At 26.7% G+C, this 25710-nt stretch carries 18 protein-coding genes; 6 read left to right on the top strand and 12 right to left on the bottom strand.

Annotated elements, in window-relative coordinates:
* Positions 1-150: 150 nt before the first annotated feature.
* The 4 genes from MBCUT_RS03945 (at position 151) to MBCUT_RS03930 (ending at position 5558) form a co-directional block, all read left to right on the top strand.
* Complete coding sequence (locus MBCUT_RS03945; RefSeq protein WP_067259139.1) at positions 151-648, top strand: hypothetical protein; 498 nt, start codon at positions 151-153, stop codon at positions 646-648.
* 318 nt (positions 649-966) lie between these two features.
* Positions 967-3201 carry a DHH family phosphoesterase gene (locus MBCUT_RS03940; protein WP_067259137.1) on the top strand — a complete coding sequence of 745 codons (2235 nt, stop codon included), beginning with the start codon at positions 967-969 and terminating at the stop codon, positions 3199-3201.
* Positions 3202-3388: 187 nt separating this feature from the next.
* A complete protein-coding gene (locus MBCUT_RS03935; RefSeq protein ID WP_067259135.1) occupies positions 3389-3946 on the top strand; it encodes a MarR family winged helix-turn-helix transcriptional regulator in 558 nt (185 codons plus the stop codon).
* A gap of 934 nt (positions 3947-4880) precedes the next feature.
* Positions 4881-5558, top strand: a complete 678-nt coding sequence (locus tag MBCUT_RS03930) for a hypothetical protein (protein WP_067259132.1) — start codon at positions 4881-4883, stop codon at positions 5556-5558.
* A gap of 170 nt (positions 5559-5728) precedes the next feature.
* Here MBCUT_RS03930 and MBCUT_RS03925 read toward each other — a convergent pair whose 3' ends face one another.
* From MBCUT_RS03925 to MBCUT_RS03915, 3 genes are all read right to left on the bottom strand, one after another.
* Positions 5729-6322 (bottom strand): endonuclease III domain-containing protein, encoded by a 594-nt coding sequence (locus tag MBCUT_RS03925; protein ID WP_067259130.1) that lies wholly within the window; start codon positions 6320-6322, stop codon positions 5729-5731.
* A gap of 571 nt (positions 6323-6893) precedes the next feature.
* Positions 6894-8216, bottom strand: a complete 1323-nt coding sequence (gene aroA, locus MBCUT_RS03920; protein WP_067259127.1) for a 3-phosphoshikimate 1-carboxyvinyltransferase — start codon at positions 8214-8216, stop codon at positions 6894-6896.
* A 427-nt stretch (positions 8217-8643) separates the two neighbouring features.
* Positions 8644-11499 carry a valine--tRNA ligase gene (locus tag MBCUT_RS03915; protein WP_067259124.1) on the bottom strand — a complete coding sequence of 952 codons (2856 nt, stop codon included), beginning with the start codon at positions 11497-11499 and terminating at the stop codon, positions 8644-8646.
* Between the two features lie 458 nt (positions 11500-11957).
* On the opposite strand from MBCUT_RS03915, the gene MBCUT_RS03910 reads away from it, so the two are divergent.
* Positions 11958-12314, top strand: coding sequence for a hypothetical protein (locus MBCUT_RS03910; protein WP_067259122.1), 357 nt, complete (start codon positions 11958-11960; stop codon positions 12312-12314).
* 213 nt (positions 12315-12527) lie between these two features.
* Positions 12528-14177 (top strand): phenylalanine--tRNA ligase subunit beta, encoded by a 1650-nt coding sequence (gene pheT / locus MBCUT_RS03905; RefSeq protein WP_067259119.1) that lies wholly within the window; start codon positions 12528-12530, stop codon positions 14175-14177.
* A 9-nt stretch (positions 14178-14186) separates the two neighbouring features.
* Here the strand turns inward: pheT and MBCUT_RS11830 are convergent, their stop codons facing one another.
* From MBCUT_RS11830 to MBCUT_RS03865, 9 genes are all read right to left on the bottom strand, one after another.
* Positions 14187-14312 carry an AIM24 family protein gene (locus MBCUT_RS11830; protein WP_394327050.1) on the bottom strand — a complete coding sequence of 42 codons (126 nt, stop codon included), beginning with the start codon at positions 14310-14312 and terminating at the stop codon, positions 14187-14189.
* Positions 14313-14389: 77 nt separating this feature from the next.
* Entirely contained in the window at positions 14390-14713 is a 324-nt protein-coding gene (locus tag MBCUT_RS03900; protein WP_067259117.1) for a hypothetical protein, read from the bottom strand.
* Positions 14714-14731: 18 nt separating this feature from the next.
* Entirely contained in the window at positions 14732-15475 is a 744-nt protein-coding gene (locus MBCUT_RS03895) for a hypothetical protein (protein WP_157082471.1), read from the bottom strand.
* Between the two features lie 65 nt (positions 15476-15540).
* Complete coding sequence (locus MBCUT_RS03890) at positions 15541-15741, bottom strand: hypothetical protein (protein ID WP_157082470.1); 201 nt, start codon at positions 15739-15741, stop codon at positions 15541-15543.
* Positions 15742-15995: 254 nt separating this feature from the next.
* Positions 15996-17969: a right-handed parallel beta-helix repeat-containing protein gene (locus tag MBCUT_RS03885; RefSeq protein ID WP_067259110.1), complete on the bottom strand. Its 1974-nt coding sequence runs from the start codon at positions 17967-17969 to the stop codon at positions 15996-15998.
* Between the two features lie 36 nt (positions 17970-18005).
* Positions 18006-18527, bottom strand: coding sequence for a hypothetical protein (locus tag MBCUT_RS03880; protein ID WP_067259108.1), 522 nt, complete (start codon positions 18525-18527; stop codon positions 18006-18008).
* Positions 18528-18605: 78 nt separating this feature from the next.
* Positions 18606-19430, bottom strand: coding sequence for a tetratricopeptide repeat protein (locus MBCUT_RS03875; RefSeq protein ID WP_067259106.1), 825 nt, complete (start codon positions 19428-19430; stop codon positions 18606-18608).
* On the bottom strand, positions 19423-20250 hold the full coding sequence (locus MBCUT_RS03870; RefSeq protein ID WP_067259103.1) for a tetratricopeptide repeat protein: 828 nt from the start codon (positions 20248-20250) through the stop codon (positions 19423-19425). Before MBCUT_RS03870 ends, MBCUT_RS03875 begins: the two co-directional genes overlap by 8 nt.
* A 13-nt stretch (positions 20251-20263) precedes the next feature.
* Entirely contained in the window at positions 20264-24874 is a 4611-nt protein-coding gene (locus tag MBCUT_RS03865; RefSeq protein WP_067259101.1) for a right-handed parallel beta-helix repeat-containing protein, read from the bottom strand.
* Positions 24875-25710 lie beyond the last annotated feature (836 nt).

Genomic DNA, 25710 nt, shown 5'->3' with positions numbered 1-25710 from the left:
TTTAAAAATATTGATGTAGATACTAATTAGATATAATTATTAAGAAATACTCATAAGCTTGAAGAATATTAAATCTTTAAAGAATATTTAATCTATGAATAATAATTTAATTAAATGTAATTGAGTCATTAAAAGTATAAAGTTGATATGATGAAGAAAAAACTAATAATTTTATTTGTTTTATTGGCTACCGTAGCTGTAAGTGGCTGTATTAATTCTCCTTTAGATAATATAAACCCAACAATGTTAAAATTAAGTCAAGATTTGGCAAGTGGAAACACCAATTATAATGATGCAGTAAAATATGTTAATAGTCACAATTATAATACTGCTAGTGAAAAAATTAAAGTAGCTGTCATGAATTTTAATGATGGACAAAATAAAATATTAGAAATCAACAACTATAAGGATGATATTAATGATACCGTCTATCTAGAATATATTGATTTGGTTAATGAAGAATTAAAGCTAAAACAAGATGCTACTACAAATCTACAATTAGCTATTCAATTTTTTGAAGCAGGAGATAATGTCACAGCAAATAGCTATGTTAGAACTGCTAATGATTTTATGAAAAAAGGAGTAGCTATTCAACAAAAACGTGAAATTCTTGTAAATAACCATCCTAATAAATTTCAATCAGAATAATAGATATTAAATTAAAGTATCATTGTTATCAACTATAAAAAACTGTTTTTAGCTATGTTTGATTATCATTTTATAAATTTTCTAATGCTTTATAATATTTTACAATGTTCTATACTATTCTATCAAATTTAATTATTTAATAGCTGTTATTAATTATATTAAAAATTATTAAAATTAATCAAAAAAATTATATATAAAAATTATTAAAATTAATCAAAAAAATTATATATAAAAATTATTAAAATTAATCAAAAAAAATATTAAAAAAATTAAAATTAATCAAAAAATATATGTTCACTCTAATATAAGAGGTAAAAAATGAAGAAATCATGCCCTAGTTGTAAAGGAATCGGTTCAAAAGTTGTTGATACAAAAATATGCGATGCCTGTGATGGAACTGGATATCAAGACATTATTGAAGTTAAAAATCACTTCAAAGGTGTTAATAACAACGCTAAATCTAAGTTTGACCTAGAAATGGATCAAGACATTCCTTGCGAAGTTTGTAAAGGAAAAGGTACTATTGAAGTTCATCAAAAATGTGATATTTGTAAAGGAACTGGAGAAATCAATGCATGTGAGTCTTGTGGTAAAATAATAGCTAGTGATAAAAATTATTGTGATGAATGTAAAATTAAAATAGAAGAGGAAAAAATGAAAGAAAAAGAAAGATTAGAAAAAGAGAAGTTAGCCAAGACTAAAGTCTATGTATTAGATCCTCTTTGTGAAATGAATGATTTAGAAATCAATTCCATTTATAAAGGAAAAATTACCAGAGTAGAAAAATATGGAGTATTTGTTAGCTTAAATAATCAAGTTTGGGGCTTGATGAGAACTGGAAATCCTGATTATAATGTTGGAGAAAATATCTTCGTGAGAATAACTGAAATAAAACCTCACAAAAGAGAGGTAGATATGGGACTAGCTACCATAATTGGAGATTATGAAATCGTTAAAGTTAAAAAGAATATATCTAGAACACAAATAGCTTCATTAGATAACAAATCAATGGGTAAAATGGTTAGAATAGAAGGAGAAGTAATACAAGTTCAGCAAACATCTGGACCAACAATATTCACTATAACTGATGAAACAGCCATTACATGGGCAGCTGCTTTTGATGAAGCAGGAGTTCGTGCATATCCTGATGTTGAAAATGGAGATATAGTAGAAGTTATGGGAGAAGTAAATCAGCATAGTGGTAAAGTTCAAATTGAATCCCAAATAATCGAAAAGTTAGAGGGTGAAAAGGAAGAACAGATAAGAGGATTAATTGAAAAGGCTTTAGACGAACGTGCTGAGCCAGAAAAAGTAGATAGTTTAGCTAAAAGTGAAATTTTAGATAAACTTCAACCAAAAATGAGAAAAGCTGCAAAAACCATAAAGAAAGCTATTCTTGATGGAAGGACTGTTCTTCTCAGACATCATGCGGATGCAGATGGAATATGTGCGGGAGTAGCTATGGAAAAAGCTGTTCTTCCACTACTTAGAGAAATGAGTCCTAGTAGTGATGCTGAATGGCACTATTTCAGAAGATCTCCAAGTAAAGCCCCATTTTATGAAATGGAAGATGTTGTAAAAGATTTATCATTTGCATTAGAAGATTTAGAAAGACATGGACAAAAATTACCTCTAATCGTTCTCCTTGATAATGGTTCCACTGAAGAAGATGTTTTAGCATTGATGAAAGCAAAGATTTATGATATTGAAATCGTAGTGATTGATCATCACTTCCCAGGAGAAGTTATTGATGGAATAGTGGAAGTAGATGAATTTGTGGATGTTCATGTTAATCCTTATCTCGTAGGAGGAGATTCACAGATTACTGCTGGTGCTTTAGCTGTAGAAGTAGCTAATATCATTAATCCAGAAATTAAAGATACTATTAAACACTTACCAGGAATAGCTGCATTAGGAGATCATGCTCAATCTGATGAAGCTGAGCAATATATAACCATTGCAGGTGAAAAAGGATACGATAGAAATGATCTTGATAAAATAGCTGCTTGTGTTGATTTTGAAGCATACTATCTTAGATTCATGAATGGTAGAGGAATTATGGATACAATTTTAGGTGTGGATAATCTTGATAAACATGAAAGACTTGTAGATGCTTTATTTAAAGAATATGAAAAGAAAGTAGCTATTCAACTAAAAGCTACCCTACCTAACTTAAAAGAATCAAGATTAGATAATGGAATTTTCTTCAATATTTTAGATGTTGAAAAATTCGCACATCGTTTTACTTTCCCAGCTCCAGGTAAAACCTGTGGTTTTGTCCATGATTCTGTGGTAAAGAAATATGGTGAAGATAAACCTATATTAACACTTTCTTATGGTCCTGATTTCGGAGTTATAAGGGCCACAGAAGCTGTAAATAAAATATTTGGATTTAACTTAAATGAAATAGTCTGGAAATTAGCAAATGAAATTCCTGAAGCAGGAATAGATGGGGGGGGTCATGAATGTGCAGGATCCTTAAAATTCGTTGAAGGGTTATCTAAAAAAGTTCTAAATAGCTTTTTAGAAGAAGTTGCTAGTATGAAAAAGTGAAGTTGCTAGAATAAAAAATACTATTTAAATATTCTATTTTAATATATTTCAATACCCAACAATTTCACTTAGAAATATTTATATTAAATTATTACCATAATTTATATATTAATACATAAAATTAAACATGAACAATACAAACTAGCTATTCATAACATGTGAAATTAATTTAATTAGAGGAATATCAATGGATTTTAATAAAGAATTTCATAGATGGGGTCTTGATGATTCTGTAATGGCTGAATTAATGTCATTTATTGTAAGAGGATACAACATATATTTAGCCAACAGAATTCAAGATTTGAATGTTACTCCAGGACAGATTAGATTTATTTTACTTTTAAATGTGAATGAAAATGCTTCTCAAGAAGAATTAGCTCATCAACTATTGTTAAGTAGAGGAACTGCTGCTAAAACACTGCGAAAGTTAGATGATGAAAATATTATTCAGCGAACTATCGATCCACAGAACAGAAGAAAATATGGAGTAGTACTAACAGACAAAGGAAAAGAAATAGCTGAAAAAATTGAAAAGATAGACAAGGATTGGGAAAAATCTATTTATGAACATTTTGAAGGAGATAATAAAGAAGTAATTAAAGATGTTCTAAAAAAATTAGCTATTAGTTCAATGAAAACAATTCAGGATGAAAGAATTGATAGAAAAGATTTTCCATTTATGGATTATCATCCTAGAGCTAAATTTCATCATCACAGAGGCCATTTCAATTTTAGAAGGTTTTAAACTAACTACTTGCTATTTTTAATATTATCCCTATTATTAAAATTTAATAGAAAATATTTCTTATTAAAACTTAATTTAAAATCATTATTATCCACATTTAACAGAAAATTATTATTATTATTATTATTATTAAAAATTAAAACTTACTTCAAAATCATTATTATCTACATTTAACAGAAAATTATTATTATTATTATTATTATTATTAAAAATTAAAACTTAATTTAAAATCATTATTATCCACATTAACAGAAAACATTTATTATTAAAACAAATTTTTATAGTGATCCATTGTATTTTTAATCTTTGATTTTTTCTTATTTTAGAATTTTAAAGTTATATTATAGCTAAATTAAATAAATAGCTGTTTCTAATTCATTTTTTCAAGAATCATTAGATATTTTTATTCTGATTATTATAGTCCTGAAAATAAAGTTTATAAGTAATGATATTTTTTAAAAACTTTTATATTCATTTATTTCTCAATCTAAATAATTATAATGTATATTTTTTTAATAATAAAATTATTAAAGATTATTTTAAAAATTAAAGATAATACCAACTTATGTTTATGAAATAGATTAATATTCCAATAAACCATTGATTAGAATCTTTTCTTTCAGGACTATATTAATGATAATTTCAAATAATTGTTTATATTTAGTTCAGCATATAAATAATTTCATGTATAAATAATTTTAGGTGTAAATTATTTCATATCACTACTGTTTCATGATGAAACATTTATATAGTATGAGATATAAAATAAATTTGTTAGAATAAATCAAATAACTTACTTTAAAAAAGTTTTGAGATTCATACTAACTATAATGGTACCAAATCACATTTTTAGTAAATCTGTCGAGATTTAATATCAGATTTCATAAAAATAGCCATTATAAAAAAATTGAAAATGAAAAATGAGGTTATTAAAATGAACTTTAGTAAAAAATTAGATGATTTAGATTTTGAAAATATGTCAATAGCTGAAATAATAGCTATTATAAATAAAACACATTTAATGTATTTAGCTCATGAAATTAGAGATTTAGATATTAATATATTTGAAATTCCAGTGATTTCAAAAATAAAAGATAATAAAAATATTCTTTTAGACAATCTAATCGATAATCCAGAATTACATAACATACACACAGAAAGAACCTTAGAAAAATTAGAAAGAATGGGAATAATAGATATTAAAATTACTAAAAATAATGATTCTAAATACACTTATGAAAGCTATAATGTATCTTTAACTGAAAAAGGAAATGAAGCTATAGTAAAAATTGAAGAAGTGCAAAAAAATTGGGAAGAGTTACTCTTTAAAGAATTAAAAGATTTTGATAAAGAAAATGTTAAAAAAAGTCTAAAAGATTTAGTTAAAAACTCTGTTTCCATAATAAAAGAAAAAGAAATATCAAATGATAGCAGGTTTCCCCATAACTTCAGAAGGTTTAGAAGAGGTAGCTTTTCTCCATTTGAAATGTTCAATAAAAGAAATGATTGTTCTTTTGAAAACTTTAGAAAAGATCAAAGAATGGATTTTTTCAGAAGAGGATATCATAGATTCCATGAAAGAGAAAATAGAAGTAACAGAAGACATTTCTAATTATAACATTTATAGAAAAATAACAGTATAATAAATGAAAACATTTCTAATTATAATATTTATAAAAAAATGACAGTAAAAGAAATAATATCTCTAAAAAATAGTATTATCTAAGGACTATTATTAGCTAAGAAATTCTCTTATAAATCTATTCTAACATTAATAGATTATCAAGAAGAATCATAATCACATAATTCAACTATTGGACATTGTTCACATTGTGGATAGGTTGGTTTACATACAGTTTGACCAAATTGAACCATTAAATCATTTAAATCTATCCAGAAATCTTTTGGAACAATTTTCACTAGTTCTTCTTCTGTTTCCTCTGGTGTTTTCGTGTTTACTATACCCCAAAGATTAGATATTCTGTGAACATGAGTATCTACTGGAATAGCTGGCTCTTGGAATGCATAAACAAGAACACAGTTAGCTGTTTTTCTTCCAACTCCTGGGAGTTCAAGTAATTCTTTCATATTATCAGGAACCACTCCCCCATATTGATCTAATATAAGGTTAGAAACTTCTTTAATTCTTCTTGCTTTAACCCTATAAAATCCAGCTACTCTAACAAGAACTTCTAAGTCTTCAATTGGAGCATTAGCTACTTCTTCAATGTTTTTATATTTAGCAAAAAGGTTAGCTGAAGCTTGATCAGTATTTTCATCTCTTGTTCTTTGAGAAAGAATAGTCCTAATTAAAACCCTATATGGATCTCTATCTTCAAAAACACGAAGAGTATACAATCCACTAAGGCTTTTCATTATTTTTTCTATTTTATCAGATTTATCTTTATTAGATTTTAATTTTTTAGGAATTTAAATCACCATATTCTCTTATATATTGTATAAAAAATTCATTAAAATTATATAAAAAATCCACTCAATATTAGTTAAGTTTAGACTTTAAACTGAAACATTTTTTTAATTATAAATTATTTTTAATAGCTATCACAACTATAAACAATTTCTGAAAAATTATTAATCTTTAAATATAACTATATATTATTAAATCATAGTAATGAAATTATCTTTATAATAATAATAAAATATATTAAATCACTAATATAATTATTACATCCATATCTAAAATATTCATTATAATAATAAAATATATTAAATCACTAATATAATTATTACATCCATATCCAAAATATTCATTATAATAATAATAATATATTAAATCACTAATATAATTATTACATCCATATCCAAAATATTCATTATAATAATATATTAAATCAGAATATGAATATATAAATATTAATTTATTAAAAAGTTATTAAAAGATTATTAAAAAATTATTAAATGATTTATTAAATAATTTATTAAGAAACTAATTAAATAAGTCCAATTCTACCCCAATTTCAGCCATAGATTCAATAAAATTAGGGAAAGAAACACTGAAAACATTCCCATTTTCAATAGCTATTTCATGTTTTAAGCCAATTAAACTAAAAGCCATAGCTATTCTATGATCATCATGAGAATTTACTGTTCCAGATGAGACTCCTCCCTGAATTATCAGCCCATCCTCCTTTTCTTCGACTTCACATTTTAATTTTGTTAGTTCCTCTGCACATTTATCTATTCTGTCTGTCTCTTTAAATCTAGCATGATGAACTCCAGTTATAGTTGTTTTTCCTTTTGCCATTGCTCCTAAAACAGAAACGGTTGGAAGTAAATCAGGAGCATTATGTAAATCAATATTAACTCCCTTAAGATTTCCTTCAGATTTAAGTGTTACAGAATCATCAGTAACTGTGATTTCAGCACCCATATCTTCAAGAATAGCTAATATTAATTTATCACCCTGTTTAGAATCTTTAAAAAGATTTTTAACTTTAATTTCTCCACCTAAAATAGCTATTGCTCCTAAAAGATATGAAGCAGAAGAGTAATCTCCTTCAATAACATAATCTGTAGCAATATATTTTTGAGGTTTTATGAAAAATGAAGTAGAAGAACATTTTTTCTCAACTAAATCACAATCAGGATGCTTAGTAAAAAGATCAGTTTCAAGTTTGATTCCAAATTTTTCCATAACATCAAGAGTCATTGCAACATATGATTTTGAGATGAAATCTCCTTTAACTTCAAGTTCAATTCCTTTTTCAGAAATAGCTCCAGCTATTAAAATTGAAGATATAAACTGAGAACTAACATTTCCATTAATGAAAGATTTTCCCCCTACAAAACCAGGTTTAATAGCTATTGGAGGTTTTCCGTTCTTTAAAATAGAGATAGTATTCCCACCTAATGGTTTTATTCCATCTAAGAGCATTTGCATGGGCCTACTTTTAAGAGAATCATCCCCCGTGAAAATAGTTTCATTTTGAGCTAAGCCCGCAACCGAAGTCATAATTCTAAGAGTGGTTCCAGAATTTTTTAAATCAATTGGTCCTTTGGAATGATTTTCTATTTTTTCAATACCTTTAATTTTCAAATAGCTATTATCACTACTTAAATCAATTTCTGCCCCAAATAACCTGCAAGCATCAATTGAAGATATTGTGTCTTCAGATATTAAAGGATCATGTAAAATAGAATTTCCATCTGCAAGTGAAGCTATGATAATAGCTCTATGAGTGTAACTTTTTGAAGGAGGTGCCTTAACCACTCCTCCAATGTTTGATAAATTTTTTACCTTTAAAATCATGAAATCACTAATGTTTAAATTAAAATTATCTTAAATAGTGATTTATTAAAAGTAATATTTAAAAATTATTAAAATAGCAAAAATAATTGATTTCAAATTAATTAAAAATTAATTGTTCAATTCCAAAAATAATTTTTAAAGAAAAAATAAGTTCTATTAATTTCATGAAATGGAATAATATATCCACAATAAAATCTGAAAAATGTATTCCAACACATATCAAGAAGAAATTGACTAAAATAAATAAAAAAATTAAAAAGAAATAGAAATTAAAAAAAAATAGAAATTAAAAAGAAATAGAAATTAAAAAGAAATAGAAATTAAAAAGAAATAGAAATTAAAAAAAAATAGAAATTAAAAAAAAATAGAAATTAAAAAGAAATAGAAATTAATAGTAAATAAAATTAACTAAAAAGGCTTAATTATCTTATTTAACTATCTCTAAGACTAAATCTAAATCATCAGGGTTTAATAAATCTATTTTTTTACCACTTTCCCCAATTAGCTCTTTTTTCATATTCATGTGTTCTCCAGTAATAATGTTTTCATCAATAGCTATTTTTCCATCTGTTTCTAATAGCTTAGCTATTTCTTCAGGATTGTTTGAAGTTAAATAGCTAACTATCTTTGGAGCTTCACCTTTAAACTCAGGACCTATTTTATCCATAGCTGGTGTGATTTCAACGACCTTTTCTTGAACATCTAACTTATCTTTTTTAATAGCTAACTCATTTATCTTTAAAGTTCCTTTAATATCATCAATGAATTTCTTTAAAGTATTTAATAACTTATTATTACTGGAATAAATGTTAATGTTGGTAATTGGAGCATTTAAAGGAATTTTAGATGCTGATTTAAATCGTCGTATTTCTCCTATTAAATCAATAGCTAATTTTCCTTCATATTCTATTTCTTTATTTATTAGTTCTTCAATACTCTCAGGCCATTTAGTTAACTGAATAGAATCAATAGAGTTATCAGAAGCTATTTTGTTTTCTTTTAGATAGCTATAAACTTCATCAGCAAAATGAGGAGTTATAGGAGTTAAAAGTTTTAAAGTAGTTTCAATAACTGTTTTTAAAGTATATTTAGCAGCTATTTTTGAATTAACAGATTTTTCATCCATTTCTTTATTGTATAGCCTATATTTAACGGCCTCAATATAATCATCACAGAAATCATGCCAAACAAATTTTTGAATTGAATTAATAGCTATTTGGAAGTTATATACATCAAAAGATTTGTCCACTTCCTTATTTAGATTATTTAACTTTGAAAGGATCCATTTATCAAGAGGTTCAAGATTTTCTTTAATATTATCAAAGTTAATAAACTCATTATTAGAGTTAGTTTTTCTATCAAATAGATGCATACTTATGAATCTGAAAGCATTCCAGAATTTCCTTAGGAATTTATGACCATATTTTATATCTTTCCAATCAAAAGGAACATCAGAACCAGGAACACTGTTAGCTCCCCAAGTTCTAAGAGCATCAGCACCATACTCAGTAATTACCTCATCAGGAGCTATTACGTTGCCTCTTGATTTACTCATTTTATAGCCATCTTCACCAAATACCATTCCATTTATGACAATTTCTTCAAATGGTTTAATACCTGTTAAGGCCTTTGTTCTAAGAATAGTATAAAATGCCCAAGTTCTTATAATATCATGACCCTGAGGCCTTATATTAGCTGGGAAATTCTTTGAATATTCTGGATTTGGCCATCCTGCTATAGACAATGGAGATATTGAACTATCCATCCAAGTATCTAAAACATCTTCCTCTCCTCTAAAGCTATTGGAACCACATTCACATATATAATCAGTTTTATTTCCATCTTTATCAATAACACTAGGTTTTATTTGAGTAGGATCAACTGGTAACTCATGTTTTTTTGCTATATGAACTTTACCACATTCTTCACAGAACCAAACTGGTATAGGAGTTGCAAATATTCTTTGTCTTGAAATACACCAATCCCATTCCATAGAATCTGCCCAATTCAAAAGCCTACTCTTCATATGTTCAGGAATCCATTTTATTTCATCTGTAACTTCTTTTATATCACCTAATAATTTATTTACAGCTATGAACCATTGTTTTTTAACCAATATTTCAATTGGTGTTTTACATCTCCAACATTTACCTACATTCTGTTGAACCACTTCTTGTTTAACCATACACCCTTCAGCTTTTAAATCATTAATTGTAGCTAGTTTACATTCTTGTAAACTCATACCTTTGTATCTTCCAGCTGCTTCTGTCATTATTCCTTTTTCATCAATAGCTTCGATAATATCTAGATCATATTTATTTACCCAAGTTACATCCGTTTTATCCCCAAAAGTACAAACCATAACTGCCCCAGTACCAAATTCAGGATCAACTTCACTGTCAGCTATTACTTTAACACTCTGACCAGATAATGGAACTTCAACTTCTGTACCTAGCATATCAGAGTAACGTTCATCATCAGGATTAACCACAACAGCCACACATGCAGACATTAATTCTGGGCGTGTGGTAGCTATTAAAACACCATCAGTTTCAGGATTTGTGATTGATTCATCGTTTTTCTCACTTAACTCATTACCAGATTCATCGTTTTTCTCACTTAACTCATTACCAGATCCATCATTTTTCTCACTTAACTCATTAGTAGCTAAGGCTTTAAATCTCACATAATTTAGTGATGTTTCATTACTCTCATATTCAACTTCAGCAAATGCAATAGCTGTTTCACACCTTGGACACCAATTAACTGGATGTATACCCTGATAAATAAGATCCTCATCAAACATCTCTAAAAATGAATATTGGGTTCTTTCCATATATTTTGGAGTCATAGTTATGTATTCTCTAACCCAATCTTGAGAAAATCCAATAGACTGCATCTGATGCTTCATCATAGCTATGTTTTCTTTTGTGAGATCAACACACATCTGTCTAAAATCTGCCCTTGATACATCATTCTTCTTAATATTATGAATTTCCTCTACTTTTACTTCCGTTGGAAGTCCATGACAGTCCCATCCTTGTGGGAACATGACATCAAATCCTTTTAATCTCCGATATCTTGCATTCATGTCTATATAGGTCCAGTTTAAAACATGGCCCATATGAATAGAACCAGTTGGATATGGAGGTGGTGTATCAATTATATACCTTGGTTTGGTACCATCACCTATAAATTTAAAAATTTGATCATCATTCCATTTCTTTTGCCATTTTTTCTCATTACTGTGATCATAATCTTTTGGAATGTTATCTGTTGTCATAATTTTCTCCAAATAGCTATTTATTATTGTTATTAAAATTATTAATGTTAATATTAGTAGTATTAGTGATATTATTAAATCATTATTAAAATGAATATTATTTAAATATTAACCATTATTAAAATGAATATTATTAAAATACAATTCATTATGAAAAATTTACTATAAAATTTATATTTTATAAAATATTATATATCTGTAATTATTATATATATTTTGAAAATATTAATTTTTCATTTTTTTATGATGACTTTTATGTTTTTGTATTTTTTACTATTAAAGTTAAACTTAAAATAAACAATAAAAATCCTAAATATAGAGAAATATTTAATTAACAACATACAAATAATTAATTATTTATATTCTAATCAAAAATTATATAAAAATACATTATAATAGAATACTTATAAAATGATAAATAAAATTATTTTTAACAATGAATCAAGTGGTGAAATTTAATGGGATTATTGTGGTTCTACATAGTTGTTGTATTAGCTATAAGTGATGAAATCCATAGTCTAGTTATGTGGCGTTTCCTTAATAATTTTTATACTATTTTCGGAGGATTAGTTAATGAAATAGTCTCTTCCAATCTCCAATCTTGGTTAATTCATGAAGGATTAGAAGCCGTATTTCACTTTTTTGTCTTGTCTTTAGTCTTTTTTTCACTAGAAATAGGATTTTTAGCAGCGTTAATTCATTTTCTTATAGATGTAAGCCATAGTTTGACTATTAGAAACATGAAATGGTTAGAGCATAGAGCTCTTCATTTTGTTGTTGAATCACTATTCTTCATAGCTATTTTTGGATTTTAAAGATGTTTTTAGCCTTTAAAAAGTAATAATAACTTAATTAAAACCAAATAACTAATTAAAACATAACCCCAAGAAAATCCCTAATTACTTCATTCCTAAATAAAAAAAACTAATTAAAACATCAATAAAAAAAATCCCTAATTACTTCATTCCTAAATAAAAAAAACTAATTAAAACATCAATAAAAAATTGAATTCTTAGGAGAATTATTTAATGCCAGTTATCACATTTGAATATCAAGATTTAAAGAACCTTGGAATTGATATTAAAAAAGAAAAATTAATCGACATTTTACCAATGTTAGGAAGTGATATCGAAGACTTTGATGATGAAACAATCAAAGTGGAATTTTTCCCAAATAGACCAGACCAATTATCTATTGAAGGAGTTTCTCGTAGTTTAAAAGGATTTATATCACAAGAAATAGGACTTCCAAATTATCCTGTTGAAGAATCTGGGCAAAAAGTTTATATTGATAAAGAAATTGAAAATATTCGTCCTTACATAGCTTTTGCATTGATTGAAAATGTTGATTTTACTGGAAACAAATTAAAAGAAGTAATGGACTTTCAAGAAAATTTACACTGGGTAATTGGAAGAGATAGGAAAAAAGTAGCTATTGGAATTCATAATGCTGATGTAATTAACTCACCATATAAGTATATAGCTACTTCTCCAGATGAAAATAGCTTCATTCCACTTGAACATTTAAATGCATTATCTCCCAAAGAAATATTAGAAGAACATGACAAAGGTACAAAATATGCAAAGCTTCTTTCAAAATTTGATAAGTACCCACTTATTCTTGATAAAAGTGATAATGTTATCTCCATGCCACCAATCATTAATGGAGAATTAACCAAACTTACTGAAAATACTAAAAATATAATTGTAGATGTTACTGGAACTGATGAAAAAGCAGTCAATCAAACCTTAAATATAATTTGTAGCTCTTTTGGAGAAGTTGGAGGAAAAATCAAAAGTTTAGAAATTGATTATCAAGATCGAACTGTTATTACTCCTGATTTGAGTCCAAAAATAAGGAATGTTCATGTTGATGTGGCAAATAGCTTAATTGGAATAGATATAGATGCAAAAAAAGCTCAAACATTACTTTCTAAAGCTAGAATGGATAGTAAAATAATAAATGATAATGAGCTTCAAGTAAAGATTCCTTCATATAGAATAGATATTTTACATGAAGTCGATTTAGTAGAAAACATAGCTATTCAATACTGCATAAATAAAATTAAAGGAGAAGTTCCAGATATAGCTACTGTAGCTAATGAGAATAGCTGGTTTAAATCTGATAAAATAATTAGAGAAGTGATGATTGGTTTAGGCTTCCAAGAAGTAATGAGCTTAATGTTAACAAGTGAAAAAAGTCATTACACAAAAATGAAACAAACTGAAGATGAACATGTTGAAGTCTCCAAACCAATTACAATTGACAGAACAATGATTAGAAAGACCTTGCTAAATAGCTTACTGGAATTTTTAGAAGACAACAAACACGAAGATCTCCCACAAAAAATCTTTGAAATTGGAGATGTTTTATATATTGATAATAAAAAAGAGACAAATGTAAAAACCGTCAAAAAGCTAGCTGGAGCTATTTGTCACTCAACAGCTAATTTTACAGAGATTAAATCCACAATAGCTTCTATTTTAGAAAATCTTGGATATGAAATGACCATAGACTCTTCAGAAAATCCTACATTCATATCAGGAAGAGTAGCTAATGTAAAAGGAACCTCTCCAAATGGAGACATTAAAGGATTCTTTGGAGAAGTCTCTCCAGAAGTCATCACTAACTTTGAATTAGAATATCCAGTTATAGCATTTGAAATAGAATTCTTATGATTATAAAATTTAAAAAATACTCATTTCAACATTTTCTTCTGCAGCTAAAAATGCATTTTTCTGAGCTATGATAGTTTTGCTAGGAGTAAGGTCTAGACGAATAATACATCCATGGAAACTAGAAGCAAATACAATGATTGATTTTCTGCCTCAGCTGTGTAGAAGTTCATATTATAATTATATCAGTAATTTATAAATGAACTTAAATTTTATCATAAATAAAAAATACAAACAACACAAGCAATAAAAATAAGAACAACAATACCAATAGCTATTACCTTGTTCTTATTCATTTTAAAATTATCCAATTGATCTAATTCATTATAATTTTCATTATCTAAATCTCCCTTCAAATAGTGATAAAAAGTTCCAGCCATATAAGCCCCTCCAATGAAAACAATTGCCCTTATTAACAGTTTATAATCTGAAAAAAATCTAGAATAAAGATCAAATCGAAAAAGAAGAAATATTAATAAAAATAAATCTACAAACAATAATAAACTTACAATAACAGCTGAAAATTTACCAAAATTCATAGAAAATACCCTCCTAACTTAATCAAAGCTCATCAATTTTAAATAAGTTTTAAATGCACATATAACATCCTCAAAAATCATTATTTCACGACCACCCTTCAAAGCACAACAACCAGACAAAAGAAACAAAGATCCCTCAGAAGGACCAACTAATGAACCTACAAACATTTCAAAAAAACTAGAAAATAGTATTTTATCTTTTCTATAAAATATTTCAATAATCATTTTTAAAAGATTCTTAGCTCCTTTATCCCACTTCAAATTATTTAACTTAGAAAAAAACTCATTATCAGGCCCATCAAAAGCAAAATCTTTATCAAAATCAGACAACAATACCATAACACGATTAGCCAGACTAAAAACACTCACATGACTACAATCATCACCCCTAAAAGACAAAATCAAAAAAACAAGCTTTATTAACTGACTATAATCAATTAAGGTTATATCTTTTCCAAACCTTCTTGGAAGAAATAAAAGAAAAATATTAGGGTCATAAAGATTTCTCTTAGAATGCCCAATCTGAGGAATATCCTCTGCAATATCATCAGAAATCATCAAAATAGGAAAATTATCCCTATAAAACTCAGAAACCTTATGATTATGTTTTCCTAAGTCTCTATAATAATCTGAATCTAAAAGACATCTTACAGAATCCAAAACATCCTCTAAACCATCAACACTAGGATACTTATCCAAAGTCTCATTCATCAAAGCTTCAATTTTATTTCTATTCTCATCATCAGAAACCATTTCTATCAAAACACCTTACAAATTGAACATACAAAATTTTATAAAATTATAAACAACAAATATTAATTTAACTTTTATTTTCCTTTAAGATATTTTATAATTTTTTTCAAAGCTTTAATATCTTTAAGTAATTCTTCTGTTTTCACTTTAAGCTCATTAGACAACTCTTTAATCTGCTTATTAGCACCATCTACATAAGATGGAGTATTCCTTATTGCTGTTATAATAGAATCAATCTCAAATATTCTAGTAGATATATTACCCACAATTTTCAAAGACAGCGAAAATATTTAAAGATAATTTATTAACTTTAAAAAGTTACTTACTAAATTTTAAAATTAATTCCATTCCATCTAACACTTAAATGTTCCATGATTACACTAGTAGTACTGCACAGACAGATTCTGATTATGAAAGCATCTAACACTTAAATGTTCCATGATTACCCAAAGAAATTTATGCTATCTAATTTCATTAGATACTATGAACCGTTATTATTGATAGTAGTAATGTAAGAATATTAATTTTATCATTTGATTATGTTTTTGGATCCTTTGATGGATATTCCTTTTAATTTATTTTTGCTTAATTTATTTTTCATTATTATGTTTTTATTGCCTATTACGACCATTGCTTTTTTATTTTTAGTTAATTTATTTAGTATTATTATATTTAAGTTGCCATTGCTTTTAATTCCATGACATTTATTGTTGTTTAGTGTGTTTTTTGCTAGTAAGTTTTGTTTGCCCCTTAACTCAATTCCATGATATTTATTATTGTTGGCGGTGTTTTTAATTATTTCATTATATTTTCCTTTAATGATTATCCCATTAATTTTGGATTTAATCTTATTGTTTCTTAGTCGGTTTTTATCTCCATTAATATCAATTCCAATTGCATTACTTTTTATAATGTTTTTTGTTAATATATTCTCTTTTCCTTTAATTTTAATACCATAATTCTTAGCAGTGATATTACTATTTTGAATTTTGTTTCCTTTTCCATAACTGTATATCCCAGTTTTACCATTAATTGAATTGTTTAGTAATGTATTATTATTTCCTTCTGATTTAATACCATATTCCTGGTTTCCCTTAATATTATTATAATTGATGTTGTTTTTGTTTCCTTTAATAATCATTCCAGTTTTTTGAGAATTTATTATTCCATTGTATTCAATTTTGTTTCTATCCCCAGATGTTAAGATTCCTATTTTATTATTCAACAAACTATTTTTTGTTATTATGTTGGAATCATCATTAGTCATGATTCCGTAAGTTTTGGAATTATAAACAGTGTTTTCTTTAATATTATTTTTATTTCCTTCATATATGTTTATACCTATGTAATTATTATCTAAAATATTTTTTAATATCTTATTATTGTTTCCTGTAATAGCAATTCCTGAATTTTTACTATTCTTAATACTGTTATTATTAACTTTTACATTATTAGAGTAATCTATATTAATCCCTAAATCATTCTTATCAAAAAAATTATTATTAACACTAGCACTGTTAGAAGAATCTACTGTAATTCCTTCATCAGTATTCTTAATTCGATTATTATTTATACTTATTTTGTCACTAGAACCAATATAAATTCCTTTTTGAGAATTTTCAACTTGATTATCATTAATATTTACACCATTAGAATAATATAATTCAATACCACTATCAGAATTCTTTTTTAAAATATTTTTACTGATAAAAACATTTGTAGAAGAATCTACTTTTATACCAGTTTGAAGATTATCCTGAATAGAATTATTAGATATACTAACATTGTTTGAATCTTCTACAACAATACCATTGTTGTTATTTTTTATATCATTATCTTTTATGATTGAATTAGATGAAGAAGTAAGATATATCCCTGTTTCTTCATTATTTCTCACAGAATTATTAACTAAACTCACATTATCTGAAGAATACACAGAAATTGAATTTTGAGAGCTATTTTCAAGAGTATTATTGCTGATAATGACATCTTTAGAAGAATCTACATCTATACCAACAGACTCACAATTTATTACCTTATTATTAGATATATATAGATTATTTGCATTATCCACATGTATCCCATATGAATTATTATTAAAAACATTGTTAGTTATTTTTATATTATCAAATTCTGAAGACATAATAGCGAAACTATAACCTCTGAGATCAAATCCTGAAATAGAAACATTATCAGACATAATATTAAAAGCAAAAATCCCATAATCCCCATCATCAAAACCATCAACCATCACACCTAAATCACAAGTCACACTAATAGCACGACCAATATCCAATATCACACCCTTATACAAGCCAGTGCCAGCCATACTAAAATGTAAACCTGTAATATCATTACTATTATCAACCAACTCCTGAATCATCCAATTATCCCAAGACTCATCAACAGAATAAGAAACAGCACTAACACCAGACAACGAAAATGCGAAAAATAGAAGAAAAGATAAAATGGAAACTATTAAGCTTTTATTGTAAAATATCATGTTGAAATCCTCCTTTAATTATTTAATATACTTACATTATTTAATTTTTATACTATTTTTAATAACTTCATAATCTGAATTAAGATCCTCTAAATTATCACAAGTAAATACAAATATATATAATTCATTTTCATCCAAAAAAACTAACATTCTTGTATAATATCCTCCATCAACGTTTAGTTTAGCCCCAATATCATAAGCTCTTTGATTATTAACAGAAGTTATATTCTTATACATGAAAACGGAATCAAAACCTGTAGATTCTCTTGAAATATTTTCAGCTATGATATCTAGACTATATCCTTCACTATCAATCTTTTTAATGTTTAAAGCATTAGCATTTGTTAGATCTTCAAGAGTAACATCAAAATTACTATTATCCCCTATTTCCCAATCAGCTGGATAATCAAAAGAGATATTATTAAAGTAATATGATTCATTGCTATCTTTTTCATGAAAAACATCAAATAAAATCAATCCTGAGGCAATTATGATTATAATAGATAGCAAAAAGATTATTTTAACAACTATACTAATTCCTGATTTAGAATTTGGCATATCTTTACTTACAGGGTTTTCATTATCACATTTCTTATTTTCAAAATCTTCTTGTTTAATAATTTCACCTCTTAAAAATTATCTGAAAATGGTCTTAGTCCCTTTATAATAATTAAGTCTTCTTGAAGCTAATTCTTTAGCTTCAAAATAGCATTTATTTGCTTCATCAGCATTATCTAATATGTTTAATACTTTGGATTTCCAATAGAAACCACAAGGATGATTATCACCTACCTCAATGGCTTTATTGAAACAATTCAACGCATTTTCATAATCTTTTAAATGAAATAAAGACACACCTTTTCCAATAAAATGATGATTACAGAAGGAAAGTAATTCAGGATTATTTTTAGATATTATCAAATCAAAGTAATGAATAGCTTTTTTATATTCTTTTAGCATGTTCAAAGCTAGACCTTTATTGATTAATAACTTTTCATCATTGGGACAATCCTTTTCTCCTTTTTCAATGCATTTTAATGCTTTTTGAGGGTTATCTAAACTAAGATATTGAAATGATAGCTCATAATAAATATCGCCTAGTAATATCTTGCCTCTAGAATTTTTACTGCTTTTAGCTGTCTCTAAAGCCTTTTTAAAAAAGATTGATGCATTTACATGATCTTTTTTATCCCCTAATATTTCCCCTTTATAAAATAATGCAAGTAAATTAACTGGATCAATATCTAAAGCTTTATCCACCCATTTTTCACCAACTGAGCTACGAGTAATCCTTTCTAAAGCAGTGCCCCTACCTGTTAAACCTATAACAGAATTTTCATCTATATCTAAAGCTTTATCAAAATAAGATAATGCCATACCAAAATCAGATGATTTTGTAAGATAGTATAAACCTTTATAACAATAATATTTCACTTTGAAGTTATTTAAAAAATTATTCATAAATTAAACCCACTACTTTAAAATTGTCAATATAATCATCATCAAAAATATCAAGAAGATTAGAATATTTTTCCGCCTCTTCATCTTCATTAAAAAATTTTAATACTTTATGTTTCCAATATAAAGCATATACATCAAATTCTCGAATATCCAAAGCCTTATCTAAAAGACTTAAAACATCTTCATATTTTCCTAACTTAAAAAGGGCAACAGCTTTGCCAGAATAAATAAAAGTATATTTATCATAATGCCAAGTTTTTGATCTTGTGGATGTTTTTAAGCTTATTGCCCTATCAAAGTAAGTTATAGCTTCATTAAAATCACCTAAATAGTTAAAAACTTTTCCTACAGAACATATAGTTATTAAAAAATAAGGATCAATCTTTAAACCCTTTTTTAAATACTTCATAGCACATTTAGGATTATCTAAACCTAAATAAACTGATGCAATCTCAGAAAAAATAGTAGGATTACATTTTTTTATCTCATCATCATTTAAAATTTTTAAAACTTTTTTATAATTTTCAAGACTTTCATTAAATTTTCCAGATAAACCTAATGATAACCCTTTAAATGACAAAGCATTGGCATTATCTGGATTCAATTTTAATACAACATCATACCATTCTATCCCTATTTGACCATCTGAAAGAAGATCTAAAATATAGCCTATATTAATTAAACAATATTCATTATAGTTATCTAATTTAACAGCTTTCCTAAAATGAGACAAAGCTGCCCCATAATCACCTTTTTTCATAAGTTTTGTAGCCTTATCAGATAATCTCTTCACTCTTCTATTTTTAATAAACGAAAACATATTTTACAAAACCTCATTTTTTTGTTTTATTAGAAGTCCTATTATCCTCTTTTGTTTTATTATCATTTCCATTAAGTTCTTGTCGTTGTAAAAATTTACCCACCATTTCTGAGATAGAAAGTAAAATTGCTAAAATAGAAGCTATGAACTTAGTTGAAGTTGACTCCATAGCTAGTACCAATCCAAACTCCATAACTGTATTATAATCAGAAAAAAATTTCAATGAATTTGCTGGGTTTCTTTTAAGATTGTCTTCTTTAATCATTTTCTCTAGTTTCTCTTTAACTTGTTCCATTATTTTTTTAGGATCCTTAGGACGTGACCCTCCACTATTAAAATTTCTAAATAAATGTGCATCATTGCTTTGTTGTGCTTTATCACTAATAGGTCCTTTTCCTTTTAAATAAGACATCATTAAATCTATAGCACTAGTATTCTGACTTGCATAAGTTCCCCTTCCTACACCATAAGGGACAGTATTTTTATTAACACGTTGCTGATATTTAGAAACACCATAGCCTATACCAGCACCAGCAACAATAGACCCTACAAGGACAGTGAGTTCTACAATACCATATGCAGCTACTGCCAATAGTGGTAAAAAACTTCCTTCAGTTTTTTTAAGATTCTTATTTGATAACAGTTTCCCTGCCTTTCTTGTTGTTAATGCTTTTCCAGTGTAATATTTATTAAACTCTTCTTTAGTTAAAATCATTGGGCCCCATGTAGGATCAACAAAGATTATATAATATTTATTAACTCCTATTACATTGATATAATGTCCTGTTCCACCAATATTTATAAGTGCAATATCTCCTGCTTTAATTTGGTTAGTCGATAACTTAACACCATAAAGAGTGATTCCATAACCGGCAGTAGTCTTAATCATGTTATAAAAAGATGTACTTCCATCTTTTAACTTCAATTCATTAATTAAGGTTAATATTTTAACATTAATACCTTTCTTTGTTAGTAAAAATTGTAAAGAAGTAGGACCACAATAATTGTTATTTTTATATACCCCAACATTTTTAAGCAATAATTTTTTAACAGCTAATTTAACACTATGCTCATTGTTTTTAAAATTTAAGTCATGTATAGAATTCGAAACTTTAATTGTGGCTTTAAAAGTCCCTATAAATTTTGATTCTAAAAGACCTCGAACATATATTGTTTTAGTTCTGTTTGGTGCTAAGCTAGATAATTTTATAAAGTTATTTAGCTTATTCCATTTAACACCATTTAAACTGTAATATATCTTTTCTAGTTTTGGTGTTTTAAAAGATACAGAAATGTTATATGCTTTTCCAGGTCCTTTATTTTCAAGATAAAAATAGTAATTTGCCATAGTTCCTTGAGCTATAGGATTAGAAATAGCTATTATTCTAATTTTCAGGTCACATGGAGGATAGAATGTTTTTGTTAATTTTTGATTATCTATTTTTGCTGTGAAATGATATAGTAAGTATTTTTTTCCTGTTTTTATGGATGTTTTTACTGTGTTTTTTGATAAAGTTGAATTTTTAGGAGATACTGGCCCATTAGCCCATTTTTTTCCTATTTTTCCTTTAAAGTTAAATTTAGCTTTTGTAGAAGGGATAATGGCTTTTAATACTTTATTTTTATCATCTTTTAAAATTAAAGATATTTTGTAAGATTTATTGAGTTTTAAATATTTATCACTAGGTAAAGCTAATTTTGCTATAACATACCTTTTTATATTAGCATTTTTAACCTTGGCTATTTTATTTTGTCCCCACCAGTTATATTCTGCATTTAAAGAGCCACTTGAACGATATAGATTATATTTTTTATTACTCACAATGTAATTATAATTATAGTTATCATCGGATCCTTTTGTATGATATATACCATAATTATTTCCCCTTATAGTATTCTGTAAATTTTTATTTTTAGAACCATCTAATTGGATCCCCATATTGCCATATTGTACAAAATTATTTTTTAAGATGTTAGAATTGCCTTTTAAAAAGATTCCTGCCTTTTTGTTTTTACTTACAATATTCTTTGATACTTCATTTTTGTAGCCATATATAGCTATTCCAGCTCCTCCACCATTATACAGTTTATCATCTTTTACAATATTATTGTTTCCTTCTATTACTATTTGTGTGTCTCTGTTATTCTTTAAGTAGTTGGAAAGTATTTTGTTTCCATTTCCTATTGCATGAATACCATGAAATCCATTATCTCGAATATTGTTATTTTTATAATTATTATTGTTCCCTTTAAAATAAATAGCACAGTGAGACTTCTTAACTGAATTAGCAGTTATATCGTTACTATAAAAATTATTTGTGTTTCCTTTACCTGTAATAGCATTTTTAAAGTTTTCAGTTAACTTATTATTGTTTATTTGTGATTTGCTTCCAGTTAAAGCAATTCCGTTATCTTTATTTTTATGAATATTATTTTTACTTATTTTTAGGTTACTTCCTTTTGCATAAATACCACTTAAACCATTATTATTTACAGTATTATAATTAATCAATCCATTATTTCCTGTTGAATAAATTCCATACTTTTTGTTATACTTAACTGTATTATTTAGTATTTTGTTATTTTTTCCATTTGTAATAATACCTGTTAAACTATTTTCTTGTATAACATTAGATGAAATTTCGTTATTATTACCTACAATCTTAATTCCATTTCCATTTCCATTGAAAATATTATTAGTTTTTATAATCGAGTTATTTCCCGTGATTGATATTTGATTGTTTCTGTTATTTTTCAATAGATTTCCAACTACTAAAGAATTCTCACCTTTAATGAAAATACCTGAATTGCCACCAGAAACGTTATTGTAACTAAAATTAACATTGTTACCTGAAACTAACACTTGAGTATCTTTATTATATTCTAAAACATTGTTATTTATGATTGCATTATCTCCTGTTATTTGAATACCGCGATACTTATTATTAGAAATATTATTACTCCTAACTGTAGCGGAGTTACCTGAAATTGAAATCACAGTGAATCCTGTTGCAGCATTACTGGTGCAAGTATTATGTTCAACTAAAGCATTATTCCCCCTGATGTAAACTGCATTTCTCCCATTTCCTTGAATAATATTAGAATAAACATGTGCACCATTTCCTAATATGTATATAGCTTCTAAATTATTACCTGAAATATTATTGTTAGAAATATTTGTATTATTACCTGTAACACTGATTCCTAATCCATTGTTTGAGAAAATATTGTTATAAATTCTATTATTGGACCCAGTTGCAGAAAATGCAGTTCCCCCATTACTAGAAAAAGTATTATTGTGGATATTAGAATTAATAAGGATTATTGCTCTAATTGCATATCCAGTATTATTTTTAAATGAATTGTTTTGAATGATTAAATTATTTCCACTCATTGAGATAGCATGGCCTGTGTTGATTGTGAATGTGTTATCTTTAAGAAGTGATACTTGTGAAGCATATACTCCACCAGTATTACCTAAATTTCCACGATTATTAGTAAAAGTAGAGGAAGAAAGGCTTAAAGTTGTAGATGAATAGACTGCTCCACTATTGTTTGCAGAATTATTGTTGAAATTGGAATTAGAAATATTTAAAAACCTAGCATTAGATGAGATGCAAATAGCTCCACCATTGGATGTTACTGAGTTATTGCTAAATTCTGTCTTAGGTTTAATATTTAAGTTCTCATCTGAGTAAATAGCTCCACCATTAGTAGCTTTGTTTCTTGTAAAACTAGTTGAAGAAATATTTAAATAGTTAGCTATGTTGTCTTGATCTGTGTCCCATATGGCGCCACCATTAGATGCTGCAACATTATTTATGAATCTGGATTCTATAATAGTTACATTGGAATCCCTTATATAAATTGCCCCACCACCATTATCAGCATGGTTAGATGTGAAATTACAGTTTTCTATAATTATATTAGTTAATGTTATCCTTATGACTCCACCAATTCCTGCATAGTTATTAACAAAATTACAATCAGATAATCTATGTCCCCAAGTTTGTGATGCAAAATTAATCGCACCTCCCACATCAAGAGCACTATTACCATCAAAATAGCACCCCATTATTGTTGTATAGTTAGCATGAGAATCTATTGCTCCTCCTTCTACCCAATCATCATCTCCTGCTTGATTACCAGCGTTAGAAATAAAACTAGAATTAACAATAGTAGAATATGAAGCTTCAGGAGCTAAAAATATTGCACCTCCACTCTCACCATGATTATTCCTAAAAATACAATCTTCAACCGTGAGCTTACCTTGAGAACGAATAGCTGATCCTACACCAGTTCCCGAAGCACCATTAACAAAAATAACACGCCTAAAAGTAACATCAACACCCTCATCTATCCTAACAATCCTACTTTGACCTTTAGCATCCAAAGTAACATACTGACCACTAGAACCCTGAATAGTTAAACTCTTAGTAATCAAAATTTGAGTACCAGACCCTTCATAAGTCGTATTACTCAAACTAATAATATTTCCAGAACTTGCAGAATCCACAGCACTTTGAACATCAGAAAAACTGGCAGAAAAAACACAAGAGGAAGAAAGAAAAACCACAAAAAATAATAATAAAAAAACAAATCTACAAAGTTTTTTCATATACATACTTACATCTTCCAATCCAAACTCACAATAATTCCAATAATAAACTGTTCGTCATAATAAATACTAATTATATGTAATTATTAATAATGATTATGTATTAATAATATATAAACATTATTAAATAAGGAGGTTGTAAAAAATTGTGGACTTTTTTTTATATTGGTTGTTTGGGGCATGTTGAGTACTAGATATTCCAGTATTCCATTTATTGTTTTGTATTTTCTTTTGATTTCGTATGGTTTTGTTTTACTGTATTATTGTTCCACTTTGTTGGATATTTATGTATAAATTTTACCTAAATTCGAAAAAATAGAATCCTTACAAGACAATAAAACCAAACAAGGCATTTCAAGTGTAAAATTTCGTTAAAAACTAAAAATTAGTAAGATTTGAAAAATTCTGTTTCATATAATTTCCTCTTATTTTCAAAGACAAAAGAATTGATGAAATTGAACCTAAAAAACTTGGAATTATTTGAGTAAATAATCATTCATGCGTTTTCAATCATTTAGATATAAAAATAGTGAGAATTAAGAAGGAAAAACACAATGCAAAATCCATAGCAATTTATTATTAACCTTAAAATAGAATTAATAAATATTATAAACATATAAAGATTACAATAATACTCCTCAAATAACAAGAGATTTTTGCTAAAGTTCAAAATAAAGTAATATATGTAATAAATGGTAAAATAGCTGCTGAAATAATCATATTAATAGTTTTAATAAAAATAATTTTTAAATGACTGAAAAAAATTATTATTTTTAAATGACTAAAAAAATTATTTAGAAAAAATTAAATTAATGAAAGTGTTTCATAATTAAGATTTTTAA

It is taken from the genome of Methanobrevibacter cuticularis (genome assembly GCF_001639285.1).
GTDB classification, from domain to species: Archaea; Methanobacteriota; Methanobacteria; order Methanobacteriales; family Methanobacteriaceae; genus Methanobaculum; species Methanobaculum cuticulare.
Note: the sequence above shows the minus strand (reverse complement) of the source record. Positions and strands in the feature narration are given on the sequence as shown.